Origin of the sequence: Chromobacterium sp. IRSSSOUMB001 (assembly GCF_023507765.1) — a bacterium.
Taxonomy (GTDB): domain Bacteria; phylum Pseudomonadota; class Gammaproteobacteria; order Burkholderiales; family Chromobacteriaceae; genus Chromobacterium; species Chromobacterium haemolyticum.
In genome coordinates this window covers 173,938-199,522 of record NZ_JALCYU010000002.1, presented here as the reverse complement: position 1 = coordinate 199,522, position 25,585 = coordinate 173,938, and the positions used below count along the sequence as shown (strand labels likewise).

The 25,585-nt window shown below is 63.5% G+C and carries 26 protein-coding genes; 17 read left to right on the top strand and 9 right to left on the bottom strand.

The window, feature by feature from the left end:
- The first annotated feature begins 9 nt into the window (after positions 1-9).
- From treC to MOV80_RS02985, 5 genes are all read left to right on the top strand, one after another.
- Complete coding sequence (treC, locus tag MOV80_RS03005; RefSeq protein ID WP_107731618.1) at positions 10-1,662, top strand: alpha,alpha-phosphotrehalase; 1,653 nt, start codon at positions 10-12, stop codon at positions 1,660-1,662.
- A 97-nt stretch (positions 1,663-1,759) separates the two neighbouring features.
- The gene (locus tag MOV80_RS03000) at positions 1,760-2,980 is read left to right on the top strand and encodes a carbohydrate porin (RefSeq protein WP_019104242.1); all 1,221 of its coding nucleotides are present in this window, start codon (positions 1,760-1,762) and stop codon (positions 2,978-2,980) included.
- A 123-nt stretch (positions 2,981-3,103) separates the two neighbouring features.
- A complete protein-coding gene (locus MOV80_RS02995; RefSeq protein WP_019104241.1) occupies positions 3,104-3,889 on the top strand; it encodes an arylamine N-acetyltransferase in 786 nt (261 codons plus the stop codon).
- A 73-nt stretch (positions 3,890-3,962) separates the two neighbouring features.
- A complete protein-coding gene (locus tag MOV80_RS02990) occupies positions 3,963-4,649 on the top strand; it encodes a DUF1345 domain-containing protein (protein WP_162897000.1) in 687 nt (228 codons plus the stop codon).
- 25 nt (positions 4,650-4,674) lie between these two features.
- Entirely contained in the window at positions 4,675-5,007 is a 333-nt protein-coding gene (locus MOV80_RS02985; RefSeq protein WP_345772304.1) for a YnfA family protein, read from the top strand.
- Positions 5,008-5,087: 80 nt separating this feature from the next.
- Here MOV80_RS02985 and MOV80_RS02980 read toward each other — a convergent pair whose 3' ends face one another.
- The 4 genes from MOV80_RS02980 to aceB form a co-directional block, all read right to left on the bottom strand.
- A complete protein-coding gene (locus tag MOV80_RS02980) occupies positions 5,088-5,699 on the bottom strand; it encodes a glutathione S-transferase (RefSeq protein ID WP_019104238.1) in 612 nt (203 codons plus the stop codon).
- A gap of 99 nt (positions 5,700-5,798) precedes the next feature.
- Positions 5,799-6,488, bottom strand: a complete 690-nt coding sequence (locus MOV80_RS02975) for an SIMPL domain-containing protein (protein WP_019104237.1) — start codon at positions 6,486-6,488, stop codon at positions 5,799-5,801.
- A gap of 63 nt (positions 6,489-6,551) precedes the next feature.
- Positions 6,552-7,745 carry a GGDEF domain-containing protein gene (locus MOV80_RS02970; protein WP_019104236.1) on the bottom strand — a complete coding sequence of 398 codons (1,194 nt, stop codon included), beginning with the start codon at positions 7,743-7,745 and terminating at the stop codon, positions 6,552-6,554.
- Between the two features lie 233 nt (positions 7,746-7,978).
- Positions 7,979-9,574 (bottom strand): malate synthase A, encoded by a 1,596-nt coding sequence (gene aceB / locus MOV80_RS02965; RefSeq protein ID WP_118266644.1) that lies wholly within the window; start codon positions 9,572-9,574, stop codon positions 7,979-7,981.
- Positions 9,575-9,738: 164 nt separating this feature from the next.
- Between aceB and MOV80_RS02960 the strand changes: the two genes are divergently transcribed.
- From MOV80_RS02960 to MOV80_RS02945, 4 genes are all read left to right on the top strand, one after another.
- Complete coding sequence (locus MOV80_RS02960) at positions 9,739-10,629, top strand: LysR family transcriptional regulator (RefSeq protein ID WP_019104234.1); 891 nt, start codon at positions 9,739-9,741, stop codon at positions 10,627-10,629.
- A 3-nt stretch (positions 10,630-10,632) separates the two neighbouring features.
- The gene (locus tag MOV80_RS02955) at positions 10,633-11,094 is read left to right on the top strand and encodes a DUF4136 domain-containing protein (protein WP_141113123.1); all 462 of its coding nucleotides are present in this window, start codon (positions 10,633-10,635) and stop codon (positions 11,092-11,094) included.
- A 560-nt stretch (positions 11,095-11,654) separates the two neighbouring features.
- Positions 11,655-13,019: an amino acid permease gene (locus tag MOV80_RS02950; RefSeq protein WP_269473795.1), complete on the top strand. Its 1,365-nt coding sequence runs from the start codon at positions 11,655-11,657 to the stop codon at positions 13,017-13,019.
- Positions 13,020-13,114: 95 nt separating this feature from the next.
- Positions 13,115-13,633: an O-acetyl-ADP-ribose deacetylase gene (locus MOV80_RS02945; protein WP_107731620.1), complete on the top strand. Its 519-nt coding sequence runs from the start codon at positions 13,115-13,117 to the stop codon at positions 13,631-13,633.
- Position 13,634: 1 nt separating this feature from the next.
- Here the strand turns inward: MOV80_RS02945 and MOV80_RS02940 are convergent, their stop codons facing one another.
- Positions 13,635-14,510, bottom strand: a complete 876-nt coding sequence (locus MOV80_RS02940) for an ion transporter (RefSeq protein ID WP_019104230.1) — start codon at positions 14,508-14,510, stop codon at positions 13,635-13,637.
- A 194-nt stretch (positions 14,511-14,704) separates the two neighbouring features.
- Between MOV80_RS02940 and cysK the strand changes: the two genes are divergently transcribed.
- Together cysK and MOV80_RS02930 are read left to right on the top strand one after the other, a co-directional pair.
- A complete protein-coding gene (cysK, locus tag MOV80_RS02935; protein WP_118266646.1) occupies positions 14,705-15,640 on the top strand; it encodes a cysteine synthase A in 936 nt (311 codons plus the stop codon).
- An 89-nt stretch (positions 15,641-15,729) separates the two neighbouring features.
- Positions 15,730-16,602, top strand: a complete 873-nt coding sequence (locus MOV80_RS02930; RefSeq protein WP_019104228.1) for an ATP-binding protein — start codon at positions 15,730-15,732, stop codon at positions 16,600-16,602.
- On the opposite strand, the gene MOV80_RS02925 is transcribed toward MOV80_RS02930, so the two are convergent.
- The gene (locus MOV80_RS02925) at positions 16,597-18,303 is read right to left on the bottom strand and encodes a potassium/proton antiporter (RefSeq protein ID WP_249604825.1); all 1,707 of its coding nucleotides are present in this window, start codon (positions 18,301-18,303) and stop codon (positions 16,597-16,599) included. The genes MOV80_RS02930 and MOV80_RS02925 overlap by 6 nt on opposite strands.
- A gap of 1,177 nt (positions 18,304-19,480) precedes the next feature.
- Here MOV80_RS02925 and MOV80_RS02920 point away from each other — a divergent pair.
- From MOV80_RS02920 to MOV80_RS02910, 3 genes are all read left to right on the top strand, one after another.
- Entirely contained in the window at positions 19,481-19,684 is a 204-nt protein-coding gene (locus MOV80_RS02920; protein WP_019100082.1) for a hypothetical protein, read from the top strand.
- Between the two features lie 117 nt (positions 19,685-19,801).
- Positions 19,802-20,740, top strand: a complete 939-nt coding sequence (locus tag MOV80_RS02915; protein WP_043591939.1) for a Nudix family hydrolase — start codon at positions 19,802-19,804, stop codon at positions 20,738-20,740.
- Positions 20,737-21,165: a hypothetical protein gene (locus MOV80_RS02910; protein ID WP_043591937.1), complete on the top strand. Its 429-nt coding sequence runs from the start codon at positions 20,737-20,739 to the stop codon at positions 21,163-21,165. The genes MOV80_RS02915 and MOV80_RS02910 overlap by 4 nt, the downstream gene beginning before the upstream one ends.
- A gap of 20 nt (positions 21,166-21,185) precedes the next feature.
- Here the strand turns inward: MOV80_RS02910 and MOV80_RS02905 are convergent, their stop codons facing one another.
- The 3 genes from MOV80_RS02905 to MOV80_RS02895 all read right to left on the bottom strand — a co-directional run bounded on the left by MOV80_RS02905 (position 21,186) and on the right by MOV80_RS02895 (position 23,147).
- The gene (locus tag MOV80_RS02905) at positions 21,186-21,638 is read right to left on the bottom strand and encodes a DUF4442 domain-containing protein (protein ID WP_019100079.1); all 453 of its coding nucleotides are present in this window, start codon (positions 21,636-21,638) and stop codon (positions 21,186-21,188) included.
- Positions 21,639-21,726: 88 nt separating this feature from the next.
- Positions 21,727-22,239, bottom strand: coding sequence for a superoxide dismutase family protein (gene sodC, locus MOV80_RS02900; RefSeq protein ID WP_043591936.1), 513 nt, complete (start codon positions 22,237-22,239; stop codon positions 21,727-21,729).
- A 242-nt stretch (positions 22,240-22,481) separates the two neighbouring features.
- Positions 22,482-23,147: a cytochrome b gene (locus tag MOV80_RS02895; RefSeq protein WP_161523223.1), complete on the bottom strand. Its 666-nt coding sequence runs from the start codon at positions 23,145-23,147 to the stop codon at positions 22,482-22,484.
- A gap of 334 nt (positions 23,148-23,481) precedes the next feature.
- Between MOV80_RS02895 and gspG the strand changes: the two genes are divergently transcribed.
- From gspG to MOV80_RS02880, 3 genes are read left to right on the top strand one after another with little or no spacing between them, the layout of a single operon-like run.
- On the top strand, positions 23,482-23,916 hold the full coding sequence (gene gspG / locus MOV80_RS02890) for a type II secretion system major pseudopilin GspG (RefSeq protein WP_051002556.1): 435 nt from the start codon (positions 23,482-23,484) through the stop codon (positions 23,914-23,916).
- Positions 23,906-24,373 (top strand): transglycosylase SLT domain-containing protein, encoded by a 468-nt coding sequence (locus MOV80_RS02885; protein ID WP_249604824.1) that lies wholly within the window; start codon positions 23,906-23,908, stop codon positions 24,371-24,373. Before gspG ends, MOV80_RS02885 begins: the two co-directional genes overlap by 11 nt.
- A gap of 1 nt (position 24,374) precedes the next feature.
- Entirely contained in the window at positions 24,375-25,565 is a 1,191-nt protein-coding gene (locus MOV80_RS02880) for a type II secretion system F family protein (protein WP_019100327.1), read from the top strand.
- Positions 25,566-25,585 lie beyond the last annotated feature (20 nt).

Genomic DNA, 25,585 nt, shown 5'->3' with positions numbered 1-25,585 from the left:
GCCGTTCCGATGAAGAAGAATCTGAAATCCGCGGTGGTGTACCAGATCTACCCCAAGAGCTTTTACAGCCACCACGGAGCGGCCACCGGCGATTTGCTGGGCGTGGCGGACAAGCTGGATTACCTGGCCTGGCTGGGGGTGGATTATATATGGCTGACGCCGTTCTATCGTTCGCCGCAGCGCGACAACGGCTACGACGTCAGCGATTACTACGCGATCGATCCGGCTTACGGCAGCATGGCCGATTTCGAGCTATTGCTGGCCGAGGCCCGGCTGCGCGGCATCGGGGTGATGCTGGACATCGTGGTCAACCATACCTCCACCGATCACCCCTGGTTCCGTCAGGCGTTGCAGGGCAGGGACAATCCCTATCGAGACTTCTATATCTGGCGGGACAGGCCCAACAACTGGCGCTCCAAGTTCGGCGGTTCCGCCTGGGCGCGGGACGAGGCTAGCGGTCAGTATTATCTGCACCTGTTCGACAAAACGCAGGCGGACCTGAACTGGGACAACCCGGCGGTGCGGCGCGCGGTGTTCGACATGATGAATTTCTGGGCGGACAAGGGCGTGTCCGGCTTCCGGCTGGATGTGATCAATCTGATCTCCAAGGATCCGGCTTTCTCCGAGGACGACAGCGACGGCCGCCATTTCTACACCGACGGCCCGCGAGTGCATGAATACCTGCAGCAGATGCACCGCGAAGTGTTCGCCGGCCGGGATTTGATGACAGTGGGCGAGATGTCGTCCACCTCGCTGGAGCATTGCGTCGCCTATTCGCACCCCGAGCGGCGCGAACTGTCGATGACCTTCAACTTTCACCACTTGAAAGTGGATTATCCGGACGGCGAGAAGTGGCGGGCCGCGCCCTTCGACTTCATCGCGCTCAAGCGCATTCTGTCTGACTGGCAGCGCGGCATGCACGAGGGCGGCGGCTGGAACGCTCTGTTCTGGTGCAACCACGACCAGCCGCGAGTGGTGTCGCGCTTCGGCGACGCCGGCCGCTACCGCGTGGAGTCCGCCAAGATGCTGGCGTCCACGCTGCACGGCCTGCAAGGCACGCCCTACATCTATCAGGGCGAGGAAATCGGTATGGCCAACCCCGGTTTCTCCGACATCGAAGACTACAGAGATGTGGAAACCCACAATGCTTATCGCCAGTTGCTGGCTAGCGGCCTGGACCGCGAGCAGGCGATGGCGGCGATCAGGCAGAAGTCGCGCGACAACTCACGTACGCCGATGCAATGGGACGACAGCCGTTTCGCCGGCTTTTCGCGGCGTGAACCGTGGATAGGGCTGGCGCCGGACGCGGCGACGGTGAACGTCGCCGCCGCGCGTCGCGATCCGGACTCGGTGCTGCAGCACTACCGGCGCTTGATCGCGCTGCGCAAGCAATACCCGATCTTCAGCGACGGCGATTACCGCTGCCTGACGCCGGAGGATCCGGCGCTGTGGGTCTACGCGCGGACCGGCGAGCGCGAGAAGCTGCTGATCATCAGCAATTTCAGCGCCGAGGAGCGAGATTACTCGCCGCCTGCCGACTACCTGAGTCCGGACCATGCCTGGCAGTTGCTGTGCGCCAATTACGCCGACGCGGCGGCTCATCCCGCCCGGGCGCGGCTGCGGCCTTACGAATCGTTGATCTACCGCGCCGTTCTGAACTGAGCCTCAGAATTTTCGAGGAGTTAATCCTCTGCGAGCTGCCGGCATTCCCGGCCGGCAGGCCGCGTTGTGCCCAAAACTAAGGGAAATGGAGAGAACAATGACTCAATTCACCCCCCGCGGCCTGGCCTTGCTGGCCTTGTCCGCCCCCCTGCTGCTGCCCGCCGCCGCGCAAGCACTGGATTTTCACGGCTACGCCCGCCTGGGCGCCGGCGGTTCCGACAGCGGCGGCAAGCAGAGCTGCTTTCAGCTGGCCGGCGCCGAAACCAAGTACCGGCTGGGCAACGAATGCGAGCAGTACGCCGAGCTGGAACTGGGCCAGCAGCTGTTCCAGGCCGAAAACGGCAGCAAGCTCAGCGTGGTGGGCATGGCCAGCCTGTACAACCGCAACGGCCATTCGCTGACTTTCCAGGGCGACAATGGCAATGTCCGCTTGCCGCAGGCCTACGCCAAGTGGAGCGATATCCCGGAACTGAACGGCGCCACGCTGTGGGCGGGGCGGCGCTACTACAAGCGGCACGACGTGCATATCGCCGACTTCTATTTCTGGAACCCCAGCGGCACCGGTTTCGGTTTGGAGGATTTCAAATTGGGCCAAGCGCTCAAGCTCAGCTACGCCTTCTCGCGCAACGACAATTGGTGGCAGGCGGATCAGGCTAATAAGCATGATCTGCAATTGGGCGGCATCGCCGTCAATCCCGGCGGCGAGTTGACTCTGGGCCTCAGCTACATCCAGCGCGCTGGCCAGGTGACGGGCGCGAACAGCGGCTGGTCGCTCAGCGCCTTGCACGAGCAAAAAGGCGTATTGGGCGGACGCAACCTGTTTGCGTTGCAATACGGGGTGGGGCCGGGCACCGGCCTGGGCGGCACCGGCAGTCTCGTCAGCGACAGCGGCACGCGACGCAGCCGGCTGGTGGAGGCGCTGGACTGGCAAGCCACGCGAGAATTCGGCGGCCAGTTGATGCTGGCCTGGCAACGCGACGCGCGGCCGGACGGTGGGCAGACCTGGTGGTCGGCCGGCGCGCGGCCGGTCTACGCCTTTGGCGAGCGCTTCAAGCTGGCGGCCGAAGTGGGCTTCGACCGGGTCAAGGCCGCCGATGGCCAAGTCCGCACCCTGAGCAAGTTCACCATTGCGCCGACCTTGGCGCTGGATAAGGCGTTCTGGAGCCGGCCGGAACTGCGTTTCTTCTACACCTACGCGCGCTGGAACCGCGCCGCCCAGCAGGCGGCCGCGCCCGGCTCGACTTTGGCCGACGGCGGTGCCTTCGGCCATGCGCTGAGCGGCTCCACCTTCGGGGTGCAGCTGGAACACTGGTGGTGAGCAATGTTTGAGCGTAGCGGGCGCGGACCATCAAATTTTTTGAACGTTTCGCCCGGATAATTGATCTGTCGATCCCGTCCGACGGCTGTTAGATTGCCTGTCTGAAGTTAGACGGGAGGGACTATGCCGGACATCAACGCTCTATTTCGGGCCCGCATCGGCTGGGACGCGCAGCGGCCGCTGGCTTTCGAAGACATCGACGCCTTGCTGCGCGAGACGGCCTTGAGCCTGCCGTTTGAAAACCTGAGCCTGTTCCAGGGCGGGCCCGAGCCTATCAGCGAGCACAGCCTGCTGGAAAAAATCGCGCTGCGCGATGAAGGCGGCCTATGTTACGAACTCAATCCCTTGCTTTATCTCTTCCTGCGCCGCAACGGCCTGGAAGCCAGCCTGATCCGCGCGACGATCTTCGATGAAGACAGCCAGGACTGGTTGCCGCTGGGAGGCACCCATGTCGCCATTCTGCTGTGGCATCAAGGCCAGGGCTATCTGCTGGATTGCGGCTACGGCCTCAAGCAGCCGCTGCGCATGGTGCCGCTGTGCGGCGAAGTGGCGCGCTCCGCCAACGGCGACTACCGGGTGGCCTGGCCGGCCGGCGCCGGCTTCGCGCAACTGGAGCGGCGGCCGCCGGGCGAGGGCTGGCGCATCGCCTACGGCTTCGACCTGGACGATGAGATCGCCGATTGCGGCGCGCTGAGCGAGATCCAGCGCCGCATCTCCGAAGACCCGCGTTCGCCGTTCAACAAGACCCGGCTGATGGCTTTGCTGACCGCCGAAGGCAGCCGGGTGCTGACCGAGGACGCGCTGACCGAGACCCGCAACGGCAGGCAATGCCGGCTGACGCTGGCGCCGGGCGAGTTCGAGACCTTCCGCCGCTTGTTCACCCGGCGCTTCAGCGAACCGCCGGCTTGAGCGGCGAGGGCTTGCCGCCCGCGCCGGGATGGGTACACTGAGGCCCTGTCCATCGTCGGGGAGTCTCGCCGCCATGTCCGTCCTGTTTCGCTCCGTCCGCCGGTTCGCGCCGGCGCGCATGCTGCTGGCCCGTCCGCGGCTGGCGATCGCCGCCGCCGTCGGCCTGCTGACCGTGCTGGCGCTGCCCTGGCTGTTGCCGATGCGGGAGATCACCCGCTACATCGTCGGCTGGAACGCCGGCGCCGCGCTCTATCTGGCGCTGGTGGCCTGGATGATGTTCAGCGAGGGCCGTCAGCACATCCGCCATTGGGCCAAGCTGGAGGACGAGGGGCAGACGCTGGTGATGACGCTGGCCGTTTTGGCGGCGCTGGCCAGCTTGGCCGCCATCGTGCTGGAGCTGGCGGCGGTCAAGGACTTGCACGGCTGGCCGCGCGCCGTCCACGTCGCGCTGGCCATCCTGACCATTTTTTCTTCCTGGGCCTTCATCCATGTGATGTTCGCGCTGCATTACGCGCGCGCCTATTACGCCGCTCACGCGCGCAGCCTGGCGCCGGGCCTGGAGTTTCCCGGCAAGGAGGAGCCGGATTACGGCGACTTCCTCTATTTCGCCTGCATCATAGGCACGTCCGGACAGACGGCCGACGTCAGCTACACCACCAGCGCCATGCGCAAGGTGGGCACGCTGCATTGCGTGCTGTCCTTCTTTTTCAACGCCACGGTGTTGGCCTTGATGATCAATATCGCCGCCGGCCTGATCTGATGCCGGCGCGTAGCGAGACCCCATGTTGAATGCTTTGAAATTATTGCTCTTGTTCGGCCTGACCGCGGTGGCGGAAATCGTCGGCTGTTACTTGCCCTGGCTGTGGCTGCGCAAGGAGGGGCCGTGGTGGCTGTTGCTGCCGGCCGGGTTGTCGCTGATGCTGTTCGTCTGGCTGCTGACCCTGCATCCGGCGGCCGCGGGCCGGGTTTACGCCGCTTACGGCGGCGTTTACGTGGCGGTGGCGCTGTTGTGGCTGTGGCTGGTGGACGGCGTGCGGCCCAGCGGCTGGGACATTGCCGGCGCGGCGGTGGCCTTGTGCGGGATGGCCATCATCATGCTGGCGCCGCGGCCTGGCTGAGTGTCGTTCACGATCCGTTGTGCGGGCACAGGCATGAAAAAACCGGGCTCAGGCCCGGTTTTTCTTGGCGGCGGCGCGATTCAAGCGGTCGGCGGCAGCGTGTCGGCGAAGGACGGCCGCGTCATCAGCCTCTCCAGTAGACTGGCCAGATTGGGGTGGCTGTCGCGCCAGTCTATTTCCGGGAAGCGGAAGTCCAGATAGCCCAGGCAGGCGCCGACGGCGATGTCGGCCAGGCTGTAGCCCACGCCGTTGCACCACTGGCGGTCAGCCAGATCGGCGGCGAGCGCGGCCAGGCCGCGGTCTATCTTGCCGCGTTGGCGGGTGATAGCTTCCTGCATCTGCTTATCGTCCGGGCGGCGTTTTTCCAGCACGATGGCCACCGCGGCGTCGACGATGCCGTCGGCCAGCGCTTCCCAGCGCCGAGTAGCGATCAGCAGGCGGTTTTCCTGGGGAAGAATGCGCGATACCGGCGAGATGTTATCCAGATACTCGGCGATGACGCGCGAGTCGTAGAGCGTCGAGCCGTCATCTAGTTCCAGAACCGGCACCTTGCCCAGAGGATTGTAGTCGCCAACGCGGGTGTCCGCGTTCCATGGCACGTCTTCCTCCAGCGGGCAGTCTATTTTCTTTTCGGCCAGCACGATGCGCACCTTGCGGGCGTAGGGGCTGGTCAACGAGGCGATCAGTTTCATGTTTCGGGTCGTTCTGGATGATGGCAGGCGAAGTGCTCGCCGGACGGATAAGGCCCGGCGAGCGACTACTTTAGCGCAATGCCGTGGCGGCTGGAAGGCTTACTTCAACTCCACCTTGCCGCTGACTTGCAGTTGCAGTTGAGATTGTCCTGGCTGCAGGTCCGGTTGCGCCACTTCCGCGTTGGCGGCCATGCCGGCGGCTTTCATCATCATAGGCGGACGAAAGATGGGGGACTGGCTTCCAATATCCAGTTCCTTGATATTGCTGACATTTTTTCCGATGGCCTTGGCGGCGATCTTGGCTTGGGCTTCCAGGTTGGCGATGGCTTCCGGCAGCATGCTCTGCTCCGCTTCCTTGCGCGCCTGGTCGGATACGCTGAACTGCAGTCCTTGCAGCAATAAGTTCTGTTGCAGTTTGGCCATCAGTTCGGCGGCCTGGGCGAAATCGCGGCTTTTCAGCTGGATTTCCACCCGGCCTTGCCAGCCCTGGATCTTGCCGTTTTTGTCGTAATTGGGCCAGGTGTTGTAGCCGCCGCTGGACAGCTGCACTTTGGTATAGGTTTTGCCCAGAGCGATGCCCTGGGCGGCGGCCTTGTTAAGCCTATCGGCCAGCACCGCCGGCTGGGCGTTGCTCATTTGCTGGTAGAAGGTGGCGCTGATCTGGTCGTTGGGCACTTCGCGCTGGGCGCTGGCGGACAGATTGAGCTGGGTGGCGTCGGCCAGGGCCGGGGCGGCGCTGACGGCGAGCAGGGTTCCTAAGCTGGCAAGCAAGAGAGTCTGTTTGTTCATGTGTCGATTCCCATGACATTGTTGTCTTGATCGGAAAAGTCCGATTCGCAGTGTGTAGGCCCATCATGCCCGAGAAAAGTTTCCGACGGCATACTGTCCTTCGGCCAGTTCTATCCGGTTGCGGCCGTTACGTTTGGCCCGATAGAGCTGGCTGTCCGCGGCGCGGAACAGGCTGGACAGGCCATCATAAGGCTGCTGGCTGGTGCTGGCCACGCCAATGCTGACGCTGATGCGCAAGGGCGGGGCGGCTGAGGCAGGTTGCGGCCGCAGATCGGCCACCGCTCGCATGAGGCGTTGAGCTGCCGCGTGAGCGTCGTGCAAGCCGGTGCGCGGCAGCAGCATCACGAATTCCTCGCCGCCGTAACGGCCCACTATGTCGCCGGCGCGCGCTTGGGCGCGCAGACAGGCGGCCAGTTGTTGCAGCACCAGATCGCCGCATTGGTGGCCGTGGCGGTCATTGATGCTTTTGAAGTGATCGACGTCCAAGAGCAGCAGGGCCAGCGGCTTGCGCTCGCGCCAGGCGCGGCGGCAGGCGGCCTCGGCCAGTTCGCGGAAGCCGCGCTGGTTGAGCAGATTGGTCAGGCCGTCGTGACTGGCCTGGTGCTGGGTCCGTTCCAGCGCGCGTTCGTAGCAGATGTACAGCGCGCACAAGATGAAGCTGAAACTAAGCCAGTGCATGCCTAGAGAACTGAGCATGGAAAAGCTCATGGAGTCGGCGTTGTAAATGTTGCCGGCCCAGATGGCGTGCACGATGCGCGCCAGCGCCAGCAGGGCATAAAGCAGGCTGACCGCCAGCGCCATTTTGCGGCCGGCGCCGGCGATGCGGGAGTGTCCAGGCCACAGTTCGCGGGCGGCCAGCAGCCAGGCGACCAGATAGACCAGGCAGATCGCGATGGTGCGCTCCCCCATATCGGCCGGGCCGGCTTGAAGATAGGCGGCCATGCCGGCGGCAACCAGCAACAGGCTTTGCCAGACGCGCGGACTTTTGCCGTTCAGATGGCGAATGCCGCAGAGCGCGAGGGGATGAAACAGCATCCACAGCAGATTGTTGAATACCAGTTGCGGCCATGGCGGCAGGCCGATGGGCAGCAGGCTGAACATGCCGCCCAGGCTGACGCTGGCGCCGGCCGAGCAGAAATACAGGAAGGCCCGCTCACCGCGGTTGCGCAGCCAGAACATCGTGATAATGGCGGTCAGCGCCAGGCCGTAGCCGGTGGTGCTGAGCACGGTGGCCTGGAAGTCGAGGATGCTTTGCATGTGGGGTCTGTTCAAAGTCTGCTGTGCGTCGTGAAACCTCGCGCGGCGGACGCGGCGTCTTGTCTCGCGAGCGGTGGCCAGAGCTTGAACAGATGACTGGCGGGCGCGCTTTGCAAGGTGAATTATGACAAGCGGCCCATGATAGGGCCGTTGTCCATGGGCTTCAATCCGCAAAGCTACGCAGCCAGGCTGACAAATCCCGACATTAGCGCCGTCGGGATCCATCTGTCCTGTCAGGCCAGGTATTCGTATCCAGGCAGCGTCAGGAACTCGACGAAATCGTCAGAGGTGGTCAGCAGGTAGAACATCGCGGCGGCATCGTCGTACTGGCGGGTCCAGCGCGCGCCGTACTCGGCCTTGAGCTTGGCCACTTCCGCCGCGTGCAACTGGTGGAACAGCTCGGCTGTTACTTTGCGGCCGTCGTCCAGCACGCCCTTGGGGCTGCGTATCCATTGCCAGATCTGAGAGCGGGAGATCTCCGCGGTGGCGGCGTCTTCCATCAGATTATGGATGGGAACGCAGCCGTTGCCGGAAATCCAGGCGCCCAGGTACTGGATGCCCACATTGATGTTCATCGCCAGTCCGGCTTCGGTGATCGGCGCTTCCGGGCGGAAGTCCAGAAGGTCGGCGGCGCCGACCTGAACGTCCGGCCGTTGTTTGGCGATCTGGTTGGGCGCGTTGCCCAGCACTTTGCCGAAGGCCTCGGCGGCGATGGGGACCAGGCCGGGGTGGGCCACCCATCCGCCGTCGTAACCGTCGGCGGCGTCGCGCTCCTTGTCCGCCCGGACGCCGGCCAGCGCCTTCTCATTGGCCGCCGGATCGTTCTTGATCGGGATCAGCGCCGCCATGCCGCCTATCGCCGGCGCCGCGCGGCGGTGGCAAGTCTTCAGCAGCAGCAGCGCGTAGGCGCGCATGAAGGGCACGGTCATGGTGATCTGGGCGCGGTTGGCCAGACAGAAGTCGCGGTTCTGACGGAATTTCTTGATGCAACTGAAAATATAGTCCCAGCGGCCGGCGTTGAGGCCGGCGCTGTGCTCGCGCAGTTCGTACAGAATTTCGTCCATTTCGAAAGCGGCGAGTATGGTTTCGATCAGCACTGTGGCCTTGATCGTGCCCTGCGGGATGGACAGCTCCTGTTGGGCGAACACGAATACCTCGTTCCACAGCCGCGCTTCCAGATGGCTTTCCATCTTGGGCAGGTAGTAATAAGTGGAGCTGCCCAAGCTGCGTAAGAATACGATGTTGTGGAAGAAGGACAAGGCGAAGTCGAACAGCGCGCCGGAGACGATGTCGCCGTCTACCTTGACGTGTTTTTCCATCAGGTGCCAGCCGCGCGGACGCAGCAGCAGGGTGGCGGTATCGGCGTTGAGCCGGTACTGCTTGCCGTCGGGGTTGGAGAAGGAGATGGTCTTGCGGTAGGCGTCGCGGACATTGATCTGGCCGTTGATCTGGTTGTCCCAGCTCGGGCAGTTGGAGTCCTCGAAATCCGCCATGAAGCTCTTGGCGCCGGAATTGAGCGCGTTGATCATCATCTTGCGGTCTACCGGGCCGGTGATTTCCACGCGGCGGTCCAGCAAATCGTCCGGCAGCGGCGCGATCTTCCAGTCGCCGGCGCGTACGGCGGCGGTTTCCGGCAGGAAGTCCGGCAGCTTGCCCGCGTCCAGCTCGGCTTGGCGCGCGGCGCGGGCGGCCATCAGTTCGCGGCGGCGAGGTTCGAAGCGGCGGTGCAGCTTGGCGACGAAGGCCAGCGCGTCGTGGCTGAGGATGTCGGCGTAGGCCGGGGTGAGCGTTGCGAGGATTTCGATCCCCTGAGGAAGCGTGGCTGCCATGCTGGGACTCCTTTGCAGTGTTGGCCGGGGCGGGCGGCGCCCGCATTCGGACCTGGGACAATGAAACGGGACCTGGCTAGTCTAGCTAGGCAAAGCGTAAAAAAAAATGCATATATAGACATATCATCTTTTACTTTTTGTTAGCTAATCGTGGGGCGGCCCGGATGTTTAAACAATTGGAGACCTTTGTCGCCGTGGTGTCGCAGGGCAGCTTGTCGGCCGCCGCGCGCCAGGAGGGGGTGGTGCCCGCTATCATAGGCCGGCGCATCGACGCGCTGGAGGAGAGGCTGGGCGTCAAGCTGCTGACCCGCAGCACGCGCAGCCTGGCCTTGACTCAGGAGGGGGCGGCCTTTTTCGAAGACTGTCAGCGCATCCTCGCCGATCTTGAAGACGCGGAGGCGGCGGTGGCTTCCGGCAGCGGCCGCGCGCGAGGTCATTTGCGGGTTTCGGCGCCGGCCGGTTTCGGCCGCAAGCACGTGGCGCCGCACATCGCGGGCTTTCAGCAACTTCACCCGGACGTGAAGGTGACGCTGGATCTGTCTGACCGCTTGGTGGACCTGCAGCGCGACCGCATCGACTGCGCGATCCGTATTTCAGACCTGGCGGATTCCTCGCTGGTGGCGATCCGGCTGGCGGAGAACCGTCGTGTGGTGGTAGCGGCCCCGGCCTATCTGGCGCGTCACGGTTTGCCGCTCCGGCTGGAGGACCTGGCCGAGCACAACTGTCTGTCGCTGGGGGAGAGTCAGAGCCGCGGCTGGGCGTTTCGTCGCGAGGGCGAGGCGGTGAACCTGCGCGTGTCCGGCCGGCTGGAGTGCAACGACGGCGCGGTGTTGCACGACTGGGCGTTGCAGGGTTTGGGTTTGGCCTGGCGTTCGCTGTGGGAAGTGAAGGACGATCTATCCGATGGCCGCTTGGTGACGGTGCTGGACGAGTTCTCCGCGCCGGACTATCCGGTATGCGCGGTGGTGCCGCAGCGGCGCTTACTGCCGGCGCGTGTGCGGCACTTCGTCGACTATCTGCGGTCAGTGTATGCTGATGCGGCTTATTGGAATTGAGGCATGAAGATGAAAACAGCGATGGTGGCGCTCCTTGCCGCGCTGGCGGCCGCTCCGGCCTGGGCCGGCGCGGGCACGGTGGGGCTTAGCTGCCTGCCGTCGGCCGGCGCCGGCGTGGACATGCGCGCATGGCTGCTGGATCGCCTGGCTTTGAAGGGAGCGGCAGTGGATGAGACGCGGCCTCAGTGGAAGCTGTGTTTCAAGCAAAGCCAGCAGCGCCAGGTGTATTGGCCGGCGGATGGCTGGTATGCCGGCGGCTGGCGAGATTGGCGCTACGGCGGCGGCATGTACTGGTCGCCGGACTACCAGGTGCGCACCGTGCGCACGCTGGCGCTGGAAGTGGTCAACAGCGCCGACGGCACTGTGCTGTGGCAGGGCCAGCAGGAATTGGGCGACGGCGACAACGGCCGCCAGCAACTGGAGAACGCCGCGCGCAAATTGATAGATTTAATGCCATTGCCATGATTTGTTTTGCGTTATGATGACGCGCAGGGTTGGGATATTTCAGGCTATATGGGGTTTCCCGTATTGCCGACAGCGGGCCCTGCGGTACTATCGCATTCTTCCCCGGCATGAACTGCGTGGATCGGCGGCTAGTCAAGAACGGCGAACAAAATCAGCGTAGCGTCTGAGAACCGGTTCAATATCTGCTGTGCGTCGGCGATACGGCGCTGAAATCAGCTTCGAAATGCTCATGTACCACTCGTACATTCCGCTTTCTCAGCCGTTTTCGCCTTGTCTCGCCATTGCTCGCTAGATTTTGAACAGCTTCTTAAGGCAAGGCGCGTCGACGAAGACAGTACACAGAGTACGGCAAGTCGACGCAACGCGGCATCAGGATTTTGTCATGCCTTTTCTAAGCCGACGACGGACAGAGCAGCGGGGGATAGGACACAACAGATCATACAGGCCCCATCCGAGTATGAAGCGCCCGCCGGGACAGCGGGCGCTTTGTCGTTGTACCGGACGGCCGTTACGGGACAGTGAAACAAATGAGTTTGATGCGCAAAAAGAGCGTCCAGGGAATGCTGGCTACCGCTCAAACCTCGCGTGGGCTTCGCAAGGAGCTTTCCGCTTTCGACCTTACCATGCTCGGCATCGGCGCCATCATCGGCACCGGCATCTTCGTGCTGACCGGCACCGGCGCCACCGTGGCCGGCCCCGGCTTGGTGCTGTCCTTCGTGATCAGCGCCTTCGCCTGCGGCTTCGCCGCGCTGTGCTACGCCGAATTCGCCTCCATGCTGCCGGTGTCCGGCTCCACTTATACCTATGCCTACGCGACCTTGGGCGAAATGATCGCCTGGATCATAGGCTGGGACTTGTTGTTGGAATACCTGCTGGCTTCCTCGGCGGTGTCGGTGGGATGGTCCGGCTATTTCCAGAGCCTGTTGTCCGGCTTTGGCGTGACCTTGCCTGAATACTTGACCGCCGCCGCAGGCTCGCTGCCAGGCAAACAGACGCTGTTCAATCTGCCGGCCTTCTGCGTGGCGATGGTGATCACCGCCTTGCTGGCCTTCGGCATCAAGGAGTCCAAGCGCGTCAACAATGTGGTGGTGCTGATCAAGGTGGGCGTGGTGTTGCTGTTCATCGGCATCGGCGTGTGGCACGTCAAGCCGGTGAACTGGCAGCCGGCGCTGCCCTTCGGCTTCTCCGGCGTGTTCCACGGCGCCGCCATTGTGTTCTTCAGCTTTATCGGCTTCGACGCGGTGACCTGCGCCGCCGAGGAAGTGAAGAACCCGGCCAAGGACATCCCGCGCGGGGTGATCTGGTCGTTGGGGGTGTGCTCCCTGCTCTACGTGGTGGTGGCGGCCATCATGACCGGCATCGTGCCATATATGCAGTTCGCCGGTGTTGATCATCCCGTGTCCCTGGCCTTGCAAGTGGCCAAGTTGGACTGGTTCGCCGGCTTCGTCGATCTGGGCGCCATCCTCGGCATGATGACGGTGATCCTGGTGATGACCTATGGTCAGACTCGAATCCTGTTCGCCATGTCGCGCGACGGCCTGCTGCCCAAAATCTTTTCCGAGGTGAACCCCAGGTACGGCACGCCGTACAAGGCCACCTGGCTGATCGGCACCATCATCGCGCTGCTGGCCGGCTTCGTGCCGCTGCACACGCTGGCGGAACTGGTGAACATCGGCACTCTGGCCGCCTTCACCCTGATCGCGCTGTCGGTGATCGTGCTGCGCAAGCGCGAGCCCAATCTGCCGCGCAAATTCGTTTGCCCGGGCGTGCCCTACATCCCGACGCTGGCCATTCTGTGCTGCGGCTTCCTGATGACCCAGCTATCGCTGCTGACCTGGCTGTGTTTCATGGCCTGGCTGTTGATCGGCCTGGTGGTGTATTTTGGGTATTCGCGACGGAATTCGCTGTTGAACAATCCCGCCTGAGGCGGAGTGTGAAAAAGCCGGCAAAAGCCGGCTTTTTTTGCGCCCGCGGCCGCCCGCGGGCGGATAATGGCGGCATGGACGGAGGAGGGGAAACGATGGAAGCGAAGACCGAATTGACGGCATGGCAGGGAGACATCACCACGCTGGCGCTGGACGCCATTGTCAACGCCGCCAACGCCAGCTTGCTGGGCGGCGGCGGGGTGGACGGGGCCATCCACCGCGCAGCCGGGCCGGAACTGCTGACGGAATGCCGGACCTTGAACGGCTGCCGCGTCGGCGAAGCCAAGCTGACCGCCGGCTACCAGCTGCCGGCGCGACATGTGATTCATACGGTGGGGCCGATCTGGCAGGGCGGCGCTCAAGGAGAGGCGGAGTTGCTGGCCGCCTGCTACCGCAACAGTCTGGCGCTGGCGGCGCGGCACGGGCTGGCCAGCATTGCCTTCCCCGCGATCAGTTGCGGCGTTTACGGCTACCCGGCAACGGAGGCCAGCGATATCGCGGTTGGCACCGTCCGTCAGTGGCTGGCGCAGGAGCCTCATACGCTGCGGCGCGTGCTGCTGGTGGCCTTTGACGACGCGATGGCCGATCGCTATCGGCGCTTGCTGGCCGGCTAGGCTAGCTGACCTCGCCCTTGGACGGGCGCGGCAACTGGCCGCCGCAGTGTTTGCAGAAACGGGCGTCCCAGTCGTGGCCCTCAGTGAAGCAATGAGGGCACAGCCGAGTGCCGGACACGGCTTCCACAGTCTTGGCCTTGGCGCCGCTGCCGCGCGCGATTTCCGCGGTGACGATGCCGGTGGGCACCGCGATGATGCCGTAGCCGGTAATCATGACCACGCTGGCCAGCGCCTGGCCCAGCGGCGTCTTGGGCGTGATGTCGCCGAAGCCCACCGTGGTCAGGGTGACGATGGCCCAGTAAATGCTGACCGGGATGCTGGTGTAGCCGTGCTCCGGGCCTTCTATCACGAACATCATCGTGCCCAGAATCACCACCAGCAAGACCACGGTGACCAGAAACACCGTGATCTTGCGGCGGCTGGCCAGCATCGCCCGTTTCAACTCGCTGGCCTCGCCGATGTAGCGGGTCAGCTTGAGAATGCGGAACATGCGAAGCAGGCGAAGGATGCGGATATCGGCCAGGAAGCGGCTTTCCGGGATGAGCAGCCCAAGATACAGCGGCAGCACCGACAGCAGATCGATGACGCCGAAGAAGCTTTTCACATAGCGCATCGGCTTGTGGATGCAGATCAGCCGCAATGCGTATTCGATAGTGAACAGAATGGTGAAACACCAGTCTAGAATCTTGAGTTGGGGCCCCCAAGCGGCTTGTATGCTTTGCACGCTCTCCAAGATCACCGTCAGCACCGACAGCAGGATGGCGACGATCAGCGCCAGGTCGAAGATGCGGCCCGGCCGGGTGTCTGCCTCGTAAATGATGATGTAGAGCTTGCGGCGCCAGCCGGTGAGGGGGATCAGGGTTTCCTGTGTTGGCATAAGCGGGGAATGGGCCTCGGTCTGCGGGTGATGGGCAATGGTTTCAGTGTAGTTGCCGGACCGCGGCGCGCGCGGGGCCGGCTGAGACTGCCAAGTTTGTCGATTATAAGCAAACAATATTTTGGTTCGTTGCTCAGCTTGTTTATGATGCTGGGTAATATGGTTTTCTTCAAAACAGTCTGTGGAGAATAAAGATGCGAATTGCCAATGCTGTGACGGATTTGATCGGCAACACCCCGCTGGTGCGGCTTAATCGGGTGACCGAAGGCTGCGGTGCCACTGTGGTCGCCAAACTGGAGTTCTTCAACCCGGCTCACAGCGTTAAGGACCGCATCGCTGTGGCGATGATCGACGCCGCCGAGCAGGCCGGCAAGATCGGCCCGGACACTACCATCGTCGAACCCACCTCCGGGAATACCGGCATCGGCCTGGCCATGGTCTGCGCCGCGCGCGGCTATAAGCTGGTGATCACCATGCCGGAAACCATGAGCCGGGAACGCCGTCAACTGCTGCGCGCCTATGGCGCCGAGTTGATTCTGACCCCGGGACCCGACGGCATGGGCGGCGCCATCGCCAAGGCGCGTGAATTGGTAGAGCAGAATCCGGACAGCCACTTCATGCCGCAGCAGTTTGAGAACCCGGCCAACCCGGCCATCCACCGCAACACCACCGCCGAAGAAGTATGGAAGGACACCGACGGCAAGGTCGACCTCTTCGTCGCCGGCGTCGGCACCGGCGGCACTATCACCGGGGTGGGCGAAGTGCTGAAGGCGCGCAAGCCCGGCGTGCGCATCGTAGCGGTGGAGCCGGACGCGTCCCCGGTGCTGTCCGGCGGCCCCAAAGGCCCGCACCCGATCCAGGGCATCGGCGCCGGTTTTGTGCCAGCCATTCTCAACACCGGCATTTACGATGAAATCATCCGGGTGAAAAATGAGGATTCGATGGAAACCGCGCGCGCGGTGGCGGCGCGCGAGGGCCTGCTGGTGGGCATTTCCTCAGGCGCGGCGGTGTGGGCGGCGCTGGAACTGGCCAAGCGTCCGGAAAACGCCGGCAAGCTGATCGTGGTGGTGATTCCCTCCTTTGGCGAGCGTTATCTGTCCACACCCTTGTTCCAGCATCTGGCGGATTGACACGCTCGCGGCGGCGGCCGCGGACATCGACAGCCTGGCGGCTTTCTGCCAGGCTGTTTGTTTTTGTCGTTTCGCATCAAGGGGAAATCATGGAGCAGTTGCAAGCTTTTCTGGTCCGCGCCGAAGCCATGCTGGCGCGCTTGGAGCCTCTGCTGCCGCCAGCGCGGCCGGAACCGGACTGGAGCGCGCTGGCCTTCCGCTGGCAGCGCCAGGGCATGGCCGGCTGGCTGGAGGCGGTGGCGGAGCCGCACGCGCCGGAACTCGAGCGACTGACCCATATCGACGCCCAGCGCGCGCAGCTGCTGCGCAACACCCGCCAGTTCGTCAAGGGCCGGCCCGCCAACAATGTGTTGCTCACCGGCGCGCGCGGCACCGGCAAATCCTCGCTGGTTAAGGCGCTGCTGCCGGAGTTCGCCGCCAAGGGCCTGCGCCTCATCGAAGTGGACAAGGCGCAACTGGGCGATCTGAACCGTATCGTCGAGCTGGTGGCTGGGCGCAAGGAGCGCTTCATCCTGTTTTGCGACGATCTGTCCTTCGAGCAGGGCGACGACGCCTACAAGGCGCTTAAAACCGCGCTGGACGGCGGCCTGGCTCGCCGCGTCGATAATGTGCTGGTGTACGCCACCTCCAACCGCCGCCATCTGATGCCGGAAAAAATGAGCGAAAACCGCGAAGGCTGGGTGCAGGACGGCGAAATCCATCCGGGGGAGGCGATTGAGGAGAAGGTGTCGTTGTCGGACCGCTTCGGCCTGTGGCTGTCTTTCTACCCGTTTGATCAGGACGCCTACTTGGCAGCGGCGGCCGAGTGGCTGGCGCATTTTGGCCTGAAGCTGGACGCCGAGGCGGAAAAGGCCGCGCTGCATTGGAGCCATCTGCGCGGCAGTCGCTCCGGCCGCGTCGCCTGGCAGTTCGCCTGCGATTGGGCCGGGCGCAGCGCCAAGGAGCGCAAGGCCTTGCTATGACTTCAAATAGCGCAGGCCCACGCTCTTGACCTGACCGTCGGCCGCGGCGCGGATCACCATCTCCAGCCGGTCCAGCCGCAGCACGTCGCCGGCCACCAGAGGATAGCCGTAGGCGCGTTTGCAGTATTCGGCGATGCTGTCGGCGCGGTCGCGCTCGCTCAGCGTCAGGCCGTAGCTGTCGGCCAGATCGCCCAACCGCGCCAGCCCGGATACGGTGAAGTAACCGTAATAAGGATCGTCCCCGGGCGGATGAAAGGCCTCGCCGGCCGTCTCCAGAGCCGGACCGGGGCCGATCAGGCAGGCCCAGTCGCCGGCGCGCAGCGTCTGGCTCGCCGCCGGCTCAAGCGCTTGTTCATCACGATACAGCGCCACCAGCCGCACGCCGCTGGGCAAGACCAGTTCGCCGGCCAGTTGGTCTTCGGCCGGGCTGTCGGCGCGCACCAGGCAGGAGGCGGCCTCGTAGCGGGCTTCCTGGCCGCTGACCACGGGCACTCGGTGTTCGACGTCCGACCGCGCCGGCAGCTTCAGCTTCAATTTCTCCGCCAGCGGCGCGATGGTCCAGCCTTGGAACAGCAGCGACATCATCACCACGAAGAAGGCCACGTTGAAGAACAGCTGGCTATTGGGCAAGCCCGCCATCAGCGGGAAAATGGCCAGAATCACCGGCACCGCGCCGCGCAGGCCCACCCAGCTCATGAACAGCTTTTCCGCCTTGGGCACCGGGAAAGGCAGCATGCACAGCCACACCGCCAGCGGCCGCGCCACCAGCATCAGCACGATGGAGATCGCCAGCGCGTAGGGCGCCACCGGCAGTAGATTGGACGGCGTCACCAATAGCCCCAATACCAGGAACATGGTTACCTGGGCCAGCCAGGCGTAGCCGTCGTGGATGTTCAATAGATTGGGCAGATCGGCCACTCGGGCGTTGCCCACCACGATGCCGGCCAGATAGATGGCGAGGAAGCCACTGCCGCCGGCCGCGGTGGTCAGGCTGAACAGCGCGCCGGCGGTGCCCAGGCTGAACAGCGCCAGCATCGCGCCGCGCGGACCCAGCCGTTGGAACAGCCAAACCATGGCTTTGCCGCCGGCCCAGCCGGCCAGAGCGCCCAGGCCCATTTGCTTGATGAATAGCCACAACATGGCAGCGATGCCGGCATCCTGGCCCTGCTGGCCCAGCACCCCTATCAGCGCCGAGGTCAGAAACACCGCCATCGGGTCGTTGCTGCCGGATTCTATCTCCAGCGCGCTGCCGACGCGGCGGTTGATTTCCAGGCCGCGCCCGGACAGGAGCGCGAACACCGCGGCGGCGTCGGTGGAGCCGACGATGGCGCCAATCAGCAAGCCTTCCAGCCAGCTGAGGTTCAGCACCCAGGCGGCGAACAAGCCTGTCACGCCGGTGGTAATCAACACCCCCAGCGTGGCGAGCACCCCGGCTGGTTTCAGGCTGATGCGGAAGCTGTCCTGGCGCGTGCGCAGGCCGCCGTCGAACAAGATCACCACCAGGGCGATGGTGCCGACCACATAACTGAGCTGGTAATTGCTGAACACGATCTTGCCGGGGCCATCCTCGCCGGCCAGCATGCCCAGCGCCAGAAAGACCAAGAGCAGCGGGGCACCGAAACGGGAGGCGATGGAGGACACCACCAGGCTGGCCAGGAATACCAGCGAGCCGGCCAGGATGAGTGAATTTAAGGTGTCCAAGTGCATGCTCCTTCAGCGGGATGGGGGAGGTCATGACGAAATCGATCAAGCCCGTAGGCGGAGCGCGGATGGCTTGCCTTGTGTCGCCACGAGATGGAATGACAATCGGGATAAATATGCAGATTTCGCAGGTTTACAGTGCTAATGGTAACACTTTGAGACTTATCAGCCGCGCCTGAAACCAGCAATTGGCTCATTTTTTTGCGTTTTTAATGCATATTATGATTTTTCTGACTTGGCAATATCGCCGCGAATATGACGAAGTATTTACTTTTCACTCGATGCGATGTGCATTTTATGCATTTTGTATTTGTATATTAATGACAAGTAAATGTATTGGGGTGTGTATGACTTTTCGTAAAATCGCCTTGCTGGCTAAGGGCCTAAGCATCTCCTGGATGGCTTTTGCTTCCATGGCTCCTTGGTACAGATGGGAAAGCAAGTTTGACGGCTAGCTGGTGTGCTCGCAATTCTCCTATGGCCCGGGGTGGGTTTTGTTCAATAACATTCCTTACTAAAGACGCGGGCTGCCGCATTTCTGGCCGTCCGGGCTGATTAGGCTCGACGCTAGGCCTTGGCTGGGTTGCTCTTGGCGCGCGGTCCCGCTTGTTCAAAGCGGCGCCGTGTGTTGAGGTCGACGATTTCAGTTCAGGGCTAAGAACCTGTTTACGATCTGCCGCGTGTCGTGACGCGTGGCACGGTGTGTACGGCATTCGAAATGTTCATGTACCACGCCTGCATTCCGCTTTCTCAGCCGTTTTCACCTTGCCTCGGCCTATCTCGCGAGATCGTAAACACGTTCTAAGCACTAAATTTTAAGAGCGGTGAAAAACAAGGGCGCTAAGGCGCCCTGCATTATTGGATGTTGGAGGGAAGGGGCGGATAGGTTTTGAAGCAGTCCTCTGTGCGAAGCAATACGATAAGCTTTATGCCATTAGTATTATGCTGTATATTTGTTTGGCATTTTATGCGCATGATCACTGTTGGAGCCTGTTCAAAGTCTCGCGAGCAAGGGCGAGACAAGGCGAAAACGAGCGAAAAAGCAGAATGCACGAGGGGGACATGAGCATTTTTGATGCTTGTACCCATCGTGAAATGCTTCATGAAGCGCAGCAGACTTTGAGCAGGTTATTAGGTCTGGATCATGCTTTTCTTCACTTGTCCTGAGGTACGCACGATGACTCGCAAAATCATTCTGGCCCTGGCGGCCTTGTCTTTTCCCTTGATGACTTTGGCCGCTCCCGCTCCTTGGTATCTGTGGCAGAGCAAGATCGACGGCAAGCTTGCCTGCTCGCAATTCTCTTTGGGGCCGGGTTGGACGCAGTTCAGCTCCCAGCCTTATAAGGACGCGGGTTGCACCAAGCCGGGCCGTCCGGGTTGAGACAAGCTTGAATCCATTAAGGGCGCCGCGGCGCCCTTAATGCTAGGGGGCGCTTGGGGTAGAATGCGCTGCCGGCCGCCGAGAGCCGGAACGATATTCACCGGGCAAGACCAAGCGATGAGCGACAGCAAGATCATAGAGGTAGTGGCCGGCGCGCTGATGCGGCCGGACGGCAGTTTCATGCTGGGCAGCCGGCCCGAGGGCAAACCCTACGCCGGTTATTGGGAATTTCCCGGCGGCAAGGTGGAGCCGGGCGAGAGCGGCGAGCAGGCGCTGGCGCGAGAGCTGTACGAGGAAATGGGTATTGAGATGGAAGCTGCGACGCCGTGGCTGACCAAGGTCCACCATTACGAACACGCTTCGGTGCGGCTGCGTTTCTTCCGGGTCTGGTCCTGGCGCGGCGAGCCGCAGTCGCGGGAAGGCCAGCGCTTCGCCTGGCAGACGCCGGGCGCGTGCACGGTGCAACCCATGCTGCCGGCCAACGGGCCTATTCTCAAATCGCTTGAACTGCCGGCGGCTTATGCGATCAGCTGCGCGCATGAGATCGGCGTCGACGCCCAGTTGCGGCGGCTGGAGCAGGGGTCAGGCTGGGGCATGGTGCAGATCCGCGAGCCGCAGATGTCACGCGCCGAGCTCGCCGACTTCGTCGCCAAGGCGGCGGCCATCGTCCATGAGCGCGGCGGTAAGTTGCTGGTCAACGCGGATCCGTCCTGGGCGGTGGAATGGCCGGTGGACGGCGTGCATCTGAACGCCGCGCGGCTGGCCTCGCTGGAGGTGCGCCCGGCGTTCGCCTGGGTGGGGGCGTCAGCGCATGATGCGGCGCAAGTGGCGCGGATCGGAGACCTGGGCCTGGACTACGCCTTGCTCGGCCATGTGGCGGCTACCCCCAGTCATCCCGGCGCGGCGCCCTTGGGCTGGGACGGTTTCCGGGAGTGCCTGGCCGCCGGCGCGCCCGCGCCGGTCTACGCGCTGGGCGGCATGAGCCTGGACGATCTGGATGCCGCCCGTCGTCATGGCGCGCACGGCGTCGCCTTGATGCGGGGAGCTTGGCGATGAATGCCAAGCAGCGTAAATGGCTGGCTCTGGGCGGCGCCTTGCTGTTGTTGGCCAGCCTCAAGTTCAGCTTGATCTACCGCTGGTACGGCGAGCGGCAGCCGACCAAGCCGACGCCGTTGGCCTGCGTTGCCGGCCGGCCATCCTGTGATCTGCCCGGCGGCGGCGTGTGGCGTTTCGCGTCGCCGCCGCAAAATGGCAAGCCGTTCGAGATTCGTTTGGAAGGCGTCGCGGCGCGGGAAGCGCCGCAGGTGGAGTTCAATATGGCCGATATGGACATGGGCTTCAATCGCTACACCTTTGTGCGCGACGGCGCCGATTGGAAGGCGGTGGTCACCCTGCCGCTGTGCGTCAGCGGCAGCCGCGACTGGCTCGCTGTCTTTAGCCTGAACGGCAAGCGCTATCTGCTGCCGTTTTCCACGCATTGAAGAGAGGGGGGCGCGCCGCCTCATTTCTTCTTGCGTTTGATGTACAAGGTCTTGAATACCCTCGCCACCAACTCGCCCTGCTGATCCAGAATATCCACTTGTAATTTCGGCAGGTATTTGTCTCCGGCGGCGGTGCGCCGCCGGATATCCTCCAGCATGCCCGGCTCCAGTCGGAAGCGAGCACGCACTGTGCCGCGGCCCGGCTTGATGTAGTCGATGCTGCCGCTCTTGTCCCACACATAGTAGTCCCGCCCCAACTGGCGCATCAGCATCAGCATGAAGAAGGGGTCGGTCATCGCGTACAGGCTGCCGCCGAAATGGGTGCCGACGTAGTTGCGATTGCTGAAGCCCAGTTTCAGCCGCACCTCGATATCGCTGAAGTCGGTGGCCAGCCGTTTGACGCGAATGCCGGCGCCCAGAAAGGGCGGCCATAGATTGAGCAGGAATTTGAACAGCCAGGCGGGTGGTTTCATTGCCTTGAAACGGTCGTTTGAATTTGACCATCGTCGATAAAAAAACCGGCGCTGTCAATCGCGCCGGTTTGGGCTGTCGCGGCCAGGCTTATTTGACCACGCCGCAGGCCACGCGCGCGCCGCCGCCGCCCAGCGGCTGCGGGTGATCGCTGTGATTGTCGCCGCCGGCGTGCACCATCAGCGCATGGCCGGCAAAGTCCGCCGCTTTCAAGCGCGGCGCCAGCACGGGATAGTTCGCCTTGCCGTCGGCGCCCACGTATAGCGCGGGCAGGTCGCCCTTGTGGCCTTGGCCGTATGGGCCTGCGTGAGTGCCGGTTTTGTCCGGATCCCAGTGGCCGCCGGCTGAGCCGGCCGGCGTGGCCACGCCGTTGGCGCCGATGGACGGCGCGCAGGAAGGTTTCTCATGTACGTGGAAACCGTGCAGACCTGCCGGCAGTTTTTCAAGATTGGGCGTTAGCAGCGCGCCGTAGGGCGTGTCCTCGATGACGATGCTGCCGGCGGGGCCGGCGTTGCCTTTGGCGTCGACGAAGGATAGTTCCACGCTTTGAGCCAGGGCCAGAGCAGGCAGACTGCACAGTATGGTGGATAAGGTACGTAACATGGGGCGGTTCTCCGTGTAGGGCGGGGGAGTGATCAAGACTCCGATTGTGCCATTTCGCTTCCTGCTTGGAGCCTGGCTGTTAGAACCTGTTTACGATCTGCTGCGCGTTGTGGAATGTAACAGGGGGAGCGCCCTTTCGAATTGCTCGGAGGCCACCAGTACATTCCGCTTCTCCAGCCGTTTTCGCCTTGTCTCGCTCTTGCTCGCGAGACTTTGAGCAGGTTCTAAGGGGGGAACGTGAATCAGGAGGCCAGCCGGTCGCTTGGCGTCAAGCTCTCGTTCTGCGCCTCGGTGTCCGGCGAGCAACGGTGGCAGTCGGTCACGGCGGGAGCCGGATCCGGAACCCGGCGCCGCCAGCTCATGCGCCGCAGCGTGTCATCTTTCAGCGCGACATGGTGCCAGATGGCGGCGGCGATATGGACGGCGAGCAGGCTGTAGCAAGCCCAACCCAGCCAATCGTGCAAGCGCACTGTCGCGACGACCAGGGACGGGTCGGCCGCGACCAGGCGCGGAAACTCGAAGCCCAACAGGGGCATGGGGATTGCCAGGCCCTTGGCGTTGACGATGATCCAGCCTAGCAGGCAGGAGGCCAGTATCAAGGCGTAGATCGCCAGATGGGCGGCGTGGGCGCAAGCGCGTTGCGCGCGACCGCTGCCGGCCAGCGGCGGCAGCGCAGGGCCGGCCAGCCGCGCGGCGGCGCGAAGCAGAGTCAGAAAGAGCAGGGCCATGCCGCAGCCGATATGCACGATCATCACGCTGCGCATTTCGATGGAGGCGTGTTTGACCAAGACGTGACGCAGCCCGCCGGCCAGCGCCAGGCTGGCCATCAAGAGTACGCTTAGCCAGTGAAACAGGATTTGCAGACGCGGGTAACTATGGCTGGTGGCGACCAGAGCGGAAGGTGACATACGTTTCTCCAAGGTGCGTCCGCGCCGATTAGGGGATGGCGGCGGCACGCAGTTAAAAAAGACGCTATTCAAACGCAGCCGCCGGCGATGGCGCCATGATTCTGAAGCCATTCTCAATTCGTCCACCTGTGTCGGCGGGCGGCCTCCCTGTGCCGGCCGTCTTGTATCGGAGCGCTCGGTTTTAGATTCCTTTCAGAAACATTGAGAACGGCGGAAGCCTCATGTGAGCATGCGCTGGCAACGGGCAGGACCGTCGCCGTTCGTGGCGCGGATCTGTCTTCATCTTCAACCGCACGCCCCTGGCGCGGCCTTTTTTTTTTGGACAAGCGATTTTATGACGACGATGAACGCTGGACGGCGCTCGGCCGGTCAAGGCGGCTTCACGCTGCTGGAATTACTGGTGGTGTTGTTGATCATCGCCCTGTTGGCCGGTTATGTCGGGCCCAAGCTGTTTTCCCAAGTGGACAAGGCCAAGGTCAAGGCCACCCAGGCGCAAATGAAAACCCTGGGTGACGCCTTGGCGCAATACCGGCTGGACGTCGGCGTCTATCCCAGCGCGGAACAGGGCCTGGAGGCGTTGGTGAAAGCGCCGCCGGGCGTGGCCGGCTGGCATGGCCCCTACTTGGCCAAGGACGTGCCTATGGACGCCTGGGGCCGGCCGTATCAATGGCGGGTGCCCGGCCGCGATGCCGATGCCGAGGCCGAGATCGTTTCTCTGGGCGAGGCCGGACGGACGGGGGGCGACGGTGAACTGGCTCATGCGCTGTAAGGGTCTGCTGCCGCTGCTGACCATGTGCGCCGCGTTGTCCGGCAGCGCGCAGGCGTCGGCCAATTGCTGGAGGGAAGCCGGCGCTCGCTACCAGGTGGACCCGATGCTGCTGTATTCGATCGCCAAGGTGGAGTCCGCGTTGAATCCCCTCGCGGTCAATTACAACAAGAACGGCAGTCACGACATCGGCCTGATGCAGATCAACAGCATTCATCTGCCGGCGCTGGCCAAGCGCGGCATCAGTCGTCAGCGGCTGCTGGACGAGCCTTGCCTGAGCATACAGGTGGGCGCGTCCATTCTGGCGGACTTCATCGCGCGTTACGGCTACACCTGGCGCGCGGTGGGCGCCTACAACGCCGGCGGCGCGGCGGCCCGCGAAGGCGCGCGCAAGCGTTACGTGGACAAGGTGTGGCGGCAGTATCTGCAATTGCGCGCGGAACGCGAGGCGAGGCGCTGAGATGGGGGCCTATCGGATCAGCGTGCTGCGGCAGGGCGAGGTGAGGACGCATCGAGTGAGGGCGGACAGTGAGGCTGCCGCGTTGGCTCAGTTGAGCGCGGACGACGGCCTGGTATTGGAGGCTGCGCGCGAAGCCGGCGGCGGACGAGCCGAGCGCGCGCTCAAGGGCGCGGCGCTGGGCCTGCTGTTGCAAGAACTGTCGGCGTTGCTGGAGGCTGGCCTGGTTTTGATCGAAGCGCTGCAAGCGCTGCGCGATCAGGCCGGCGGAGGCGACAAAGCATTGCAGAGCGTGCTGGACCGGCTATTGCAAGCCCTGTACCAGGGGCAGCCGCTGTCGCGGGCGATGGAGGCCCAGCCGGATGTGTTTCCGGCCCTGCTGGCGGCCACCGTGGCCGCGTCCGAAGGCAGCGGCCAATTGCCGGCGGCCTTGAAGCGCTACCAGTACTACGAACTGCGCATCGTGGCCATCCGCAAGCGGGTGACCGGCGCGCTGGTCTACCCGGCGCTGGTGCTCTCCGTCGGTTTCGGCATCCTGCTGTTCATGCTGTTTTTCGTGATTCCCCGTTTCGCCGTGGTGTTCGAATCGCTGCGCGAGCTGCCGGCCACCGCCGCAGCCATGCTGTGGTGGGCGCGGCTAGTGCAGGCGCACGGCGGCTTGCTGGGGGCGGGCCTGGCCGCGGGACTGGCTGCGCTGTGCCTGCTGTTGCGCGCGCAGCGCACTCAGCACTTTTTGTTGAGCCTGTTGTGGACGCTGCCCCGGCTGCGCGATGTCGCGCGTCTGTTTGTGTTGGCTCGGTTTTACCGCACCGCCGGCTTGTTGATCGCCGGCGGCACGCCGGCCTTGCAGGCTTTTGAATTGTCCGGACGGCTGCTGCCGGCCGCGTATGGCCAGCGCCTGGACCGCGCGCTGGAAGAGTTGCGCGCCGGCCGGCCGGTGGCGGACACCCTGGCGCGCCACGAGCTGACCACGGCGGTGGCGGAGCGGCTGCTGAGGGTTGGCGAACAGAGCGGCGACTTGGGCGGAATGTGCGAGCGCATCGCCCAGTTTCACGATGGCGCGCTGGATCAAGCGATAGAGGTGTTCAGCAAAGTATTCGAACCGATTTTGATGTTGGCGGTGGGCGGTTTGGTCGGTCTGATCGTCGCCCTGCTGTATATGCCGATTTTCGAATTGGCCGGCGGGATGGGGTGAGGGCTAGTTCAAATCTCTCG

Coding starts and splice junctions, on each gene's coding strand:
- MOV80_RS02950 (WP_269473795.1), top strand. CDS start 11,655: ATGCTGGCTACCGCTCAAACCTCGCGTGGGCTTCGCAAGGAGCTTTCC.
- sodC (WP_043591936.1), bottom strand. CDS start 22,239: ATGTTACGTACCTTATCCACCATACTGTGCAGTCTGCCTGCTCTGGCC.
- MOV80_RS02880 (WP_019100327.1), top strand. CDS start 24,375: ATGGGGGCCTATCGGATCAGCGTGCTGCGGCAGGGCGAGGTGAGGACG.
- MOV80_RS02930 (WP_019104228.1), top strand. CDS start 15,730: ATGGAGCAGTTGCAAGCTTTTCTGGTCCGCGCCGAAGCCATGCTGGCG.
- MOV80_RS02915 (WP_043591939.1), top strand. CDS start 19,802: ATGAGCGACAGCAAGATCATAGAGGTAGTGGCCGGCGCGCTGATGCGG.
- gspG (WP_051002556.1), top strand. CDS start 23,482: ATGACGACGATGAACGCTGGACGGCGCTCGGCCGGTCAAGGCGGCTTC.
- MOV80_RS02895 (WP_161523223.1), bottom strand. CDS start 23,147: ATGTCACCTTCCGCTCTGGTCGCCACCAGCCATAGTTACCCGCGTCTG.
- MOV80_RS02990 (WP_162897000.1), top strand. CDS start 3,963: ATGTCCGTCCTGTTTCGCTCCGTCCGCCGGTTCGCGCCGGCGCGCATG.
- cysK (WP_118266646.1), top strand. CDS start 14,705: ATGCGAATTGCCAATGCTGTGACGGATTTGATCGGCAACACCCCGCTG.
- MOV80_RS02910 (WP_043591937.1), top strand. CDS start 20,737: ATGAATGCCAAGCAGCGTAAATGGCTGGCTCTGGGCGGCGCCTTGCTG.
- MOV80_RS02995 (WP_019104241.1), top strand. CDS start 3,104: ATGCCGGACATCAACGCTCTATTTCGGGCCCGCATCGGCTGGGACGCG.
- MOV80_RS02970 (WP_019104236.1), bottom strand. CDS start 7,745: ATGCAAAGCATCCTCGACTTCCAGGCCACCGTGCTCAGCACCACCGGC.
- treC (WP_107731618.1), top strand. CDS start 10: ATGAAGAAGAATCTGAAATCCGCGGTGGTGTACCAGATCTACCCCAAG.
- MOV80_RS02905 (WP_019100079.1), bottom strand. CDS start 21,638: ATGAAACCACCCGCCTGGCTGTTCAAATTCCTGCTCAATCTATGGCCG.
- MOV80_RS02975 (WP_019104237.1), bottom strand. CDS start 6,488: ATGAACAAACAGACTCTCTTGCTTGCCAGCTTAGGAACCCTGCTCGCC.
- aceB (WP_118266644.1), bottom strand. CDS start 9,574: ATGGCAGCCACGCTTCCTCAGGGGATCGAAATCCTCGCAACGCTCACC.
- MOV80_RS02980 (WP_019104238.1), bottom strand. CDS start 5,699: ATGAAACTGATCGCCTCGTTGACCAGCCCCTACGCCCGCAAGGTGCGC.
- MOV80_RS02940 (WP_019104230.1), bottom strand. CDS start 14,510: ATGCCAACACAGGAAACCCTGATCCCCCTCACCGGCTGGCGCCGCAAG.
- MOV80_RS03000 (WP_019104242.1), top strand. CDS start 1,760: ATGACTCAATTCACCCCCCGCGGCCTGGCCTTGCTGGCCTTGTCCGCC.
- MOV80_RS02920 (WP_019100082.1), top strand. CDS start 19,481: ATGACTCGCAAAATCATTCTGGCCCTGGCGGCCTTGTCTTTTCCCTTG.
- MOV80_RS02955 (WP_141113123.1), top strand. CDS start 10,633: ATGAAGATGAAAACAGCGATGGTGGCGCTCCTTGCCGCGCTGGCGGCC.
- MOV80_RS02885 (WP_249604824.1), top strand. CDS start 23,906: ATGCGCTGTAAGGGTCTGCTGCCGCTGCTGACCATGTGCGCCGCGTTG.
- MOV80_RS02945 (WP_107731620.1), top strand. CDS start 13,115: ATGGAAGCGAAGACCGAATTGACGGCATGGCAGGGAGACATCACCACG.
- MOV80_RS02960 (WP_019104234.1), top strand. CDS start 9,739: ATGTTTAAACAATTGGAGACCTTTGTCGCCGTGGTGTCGCAGGGCAGC.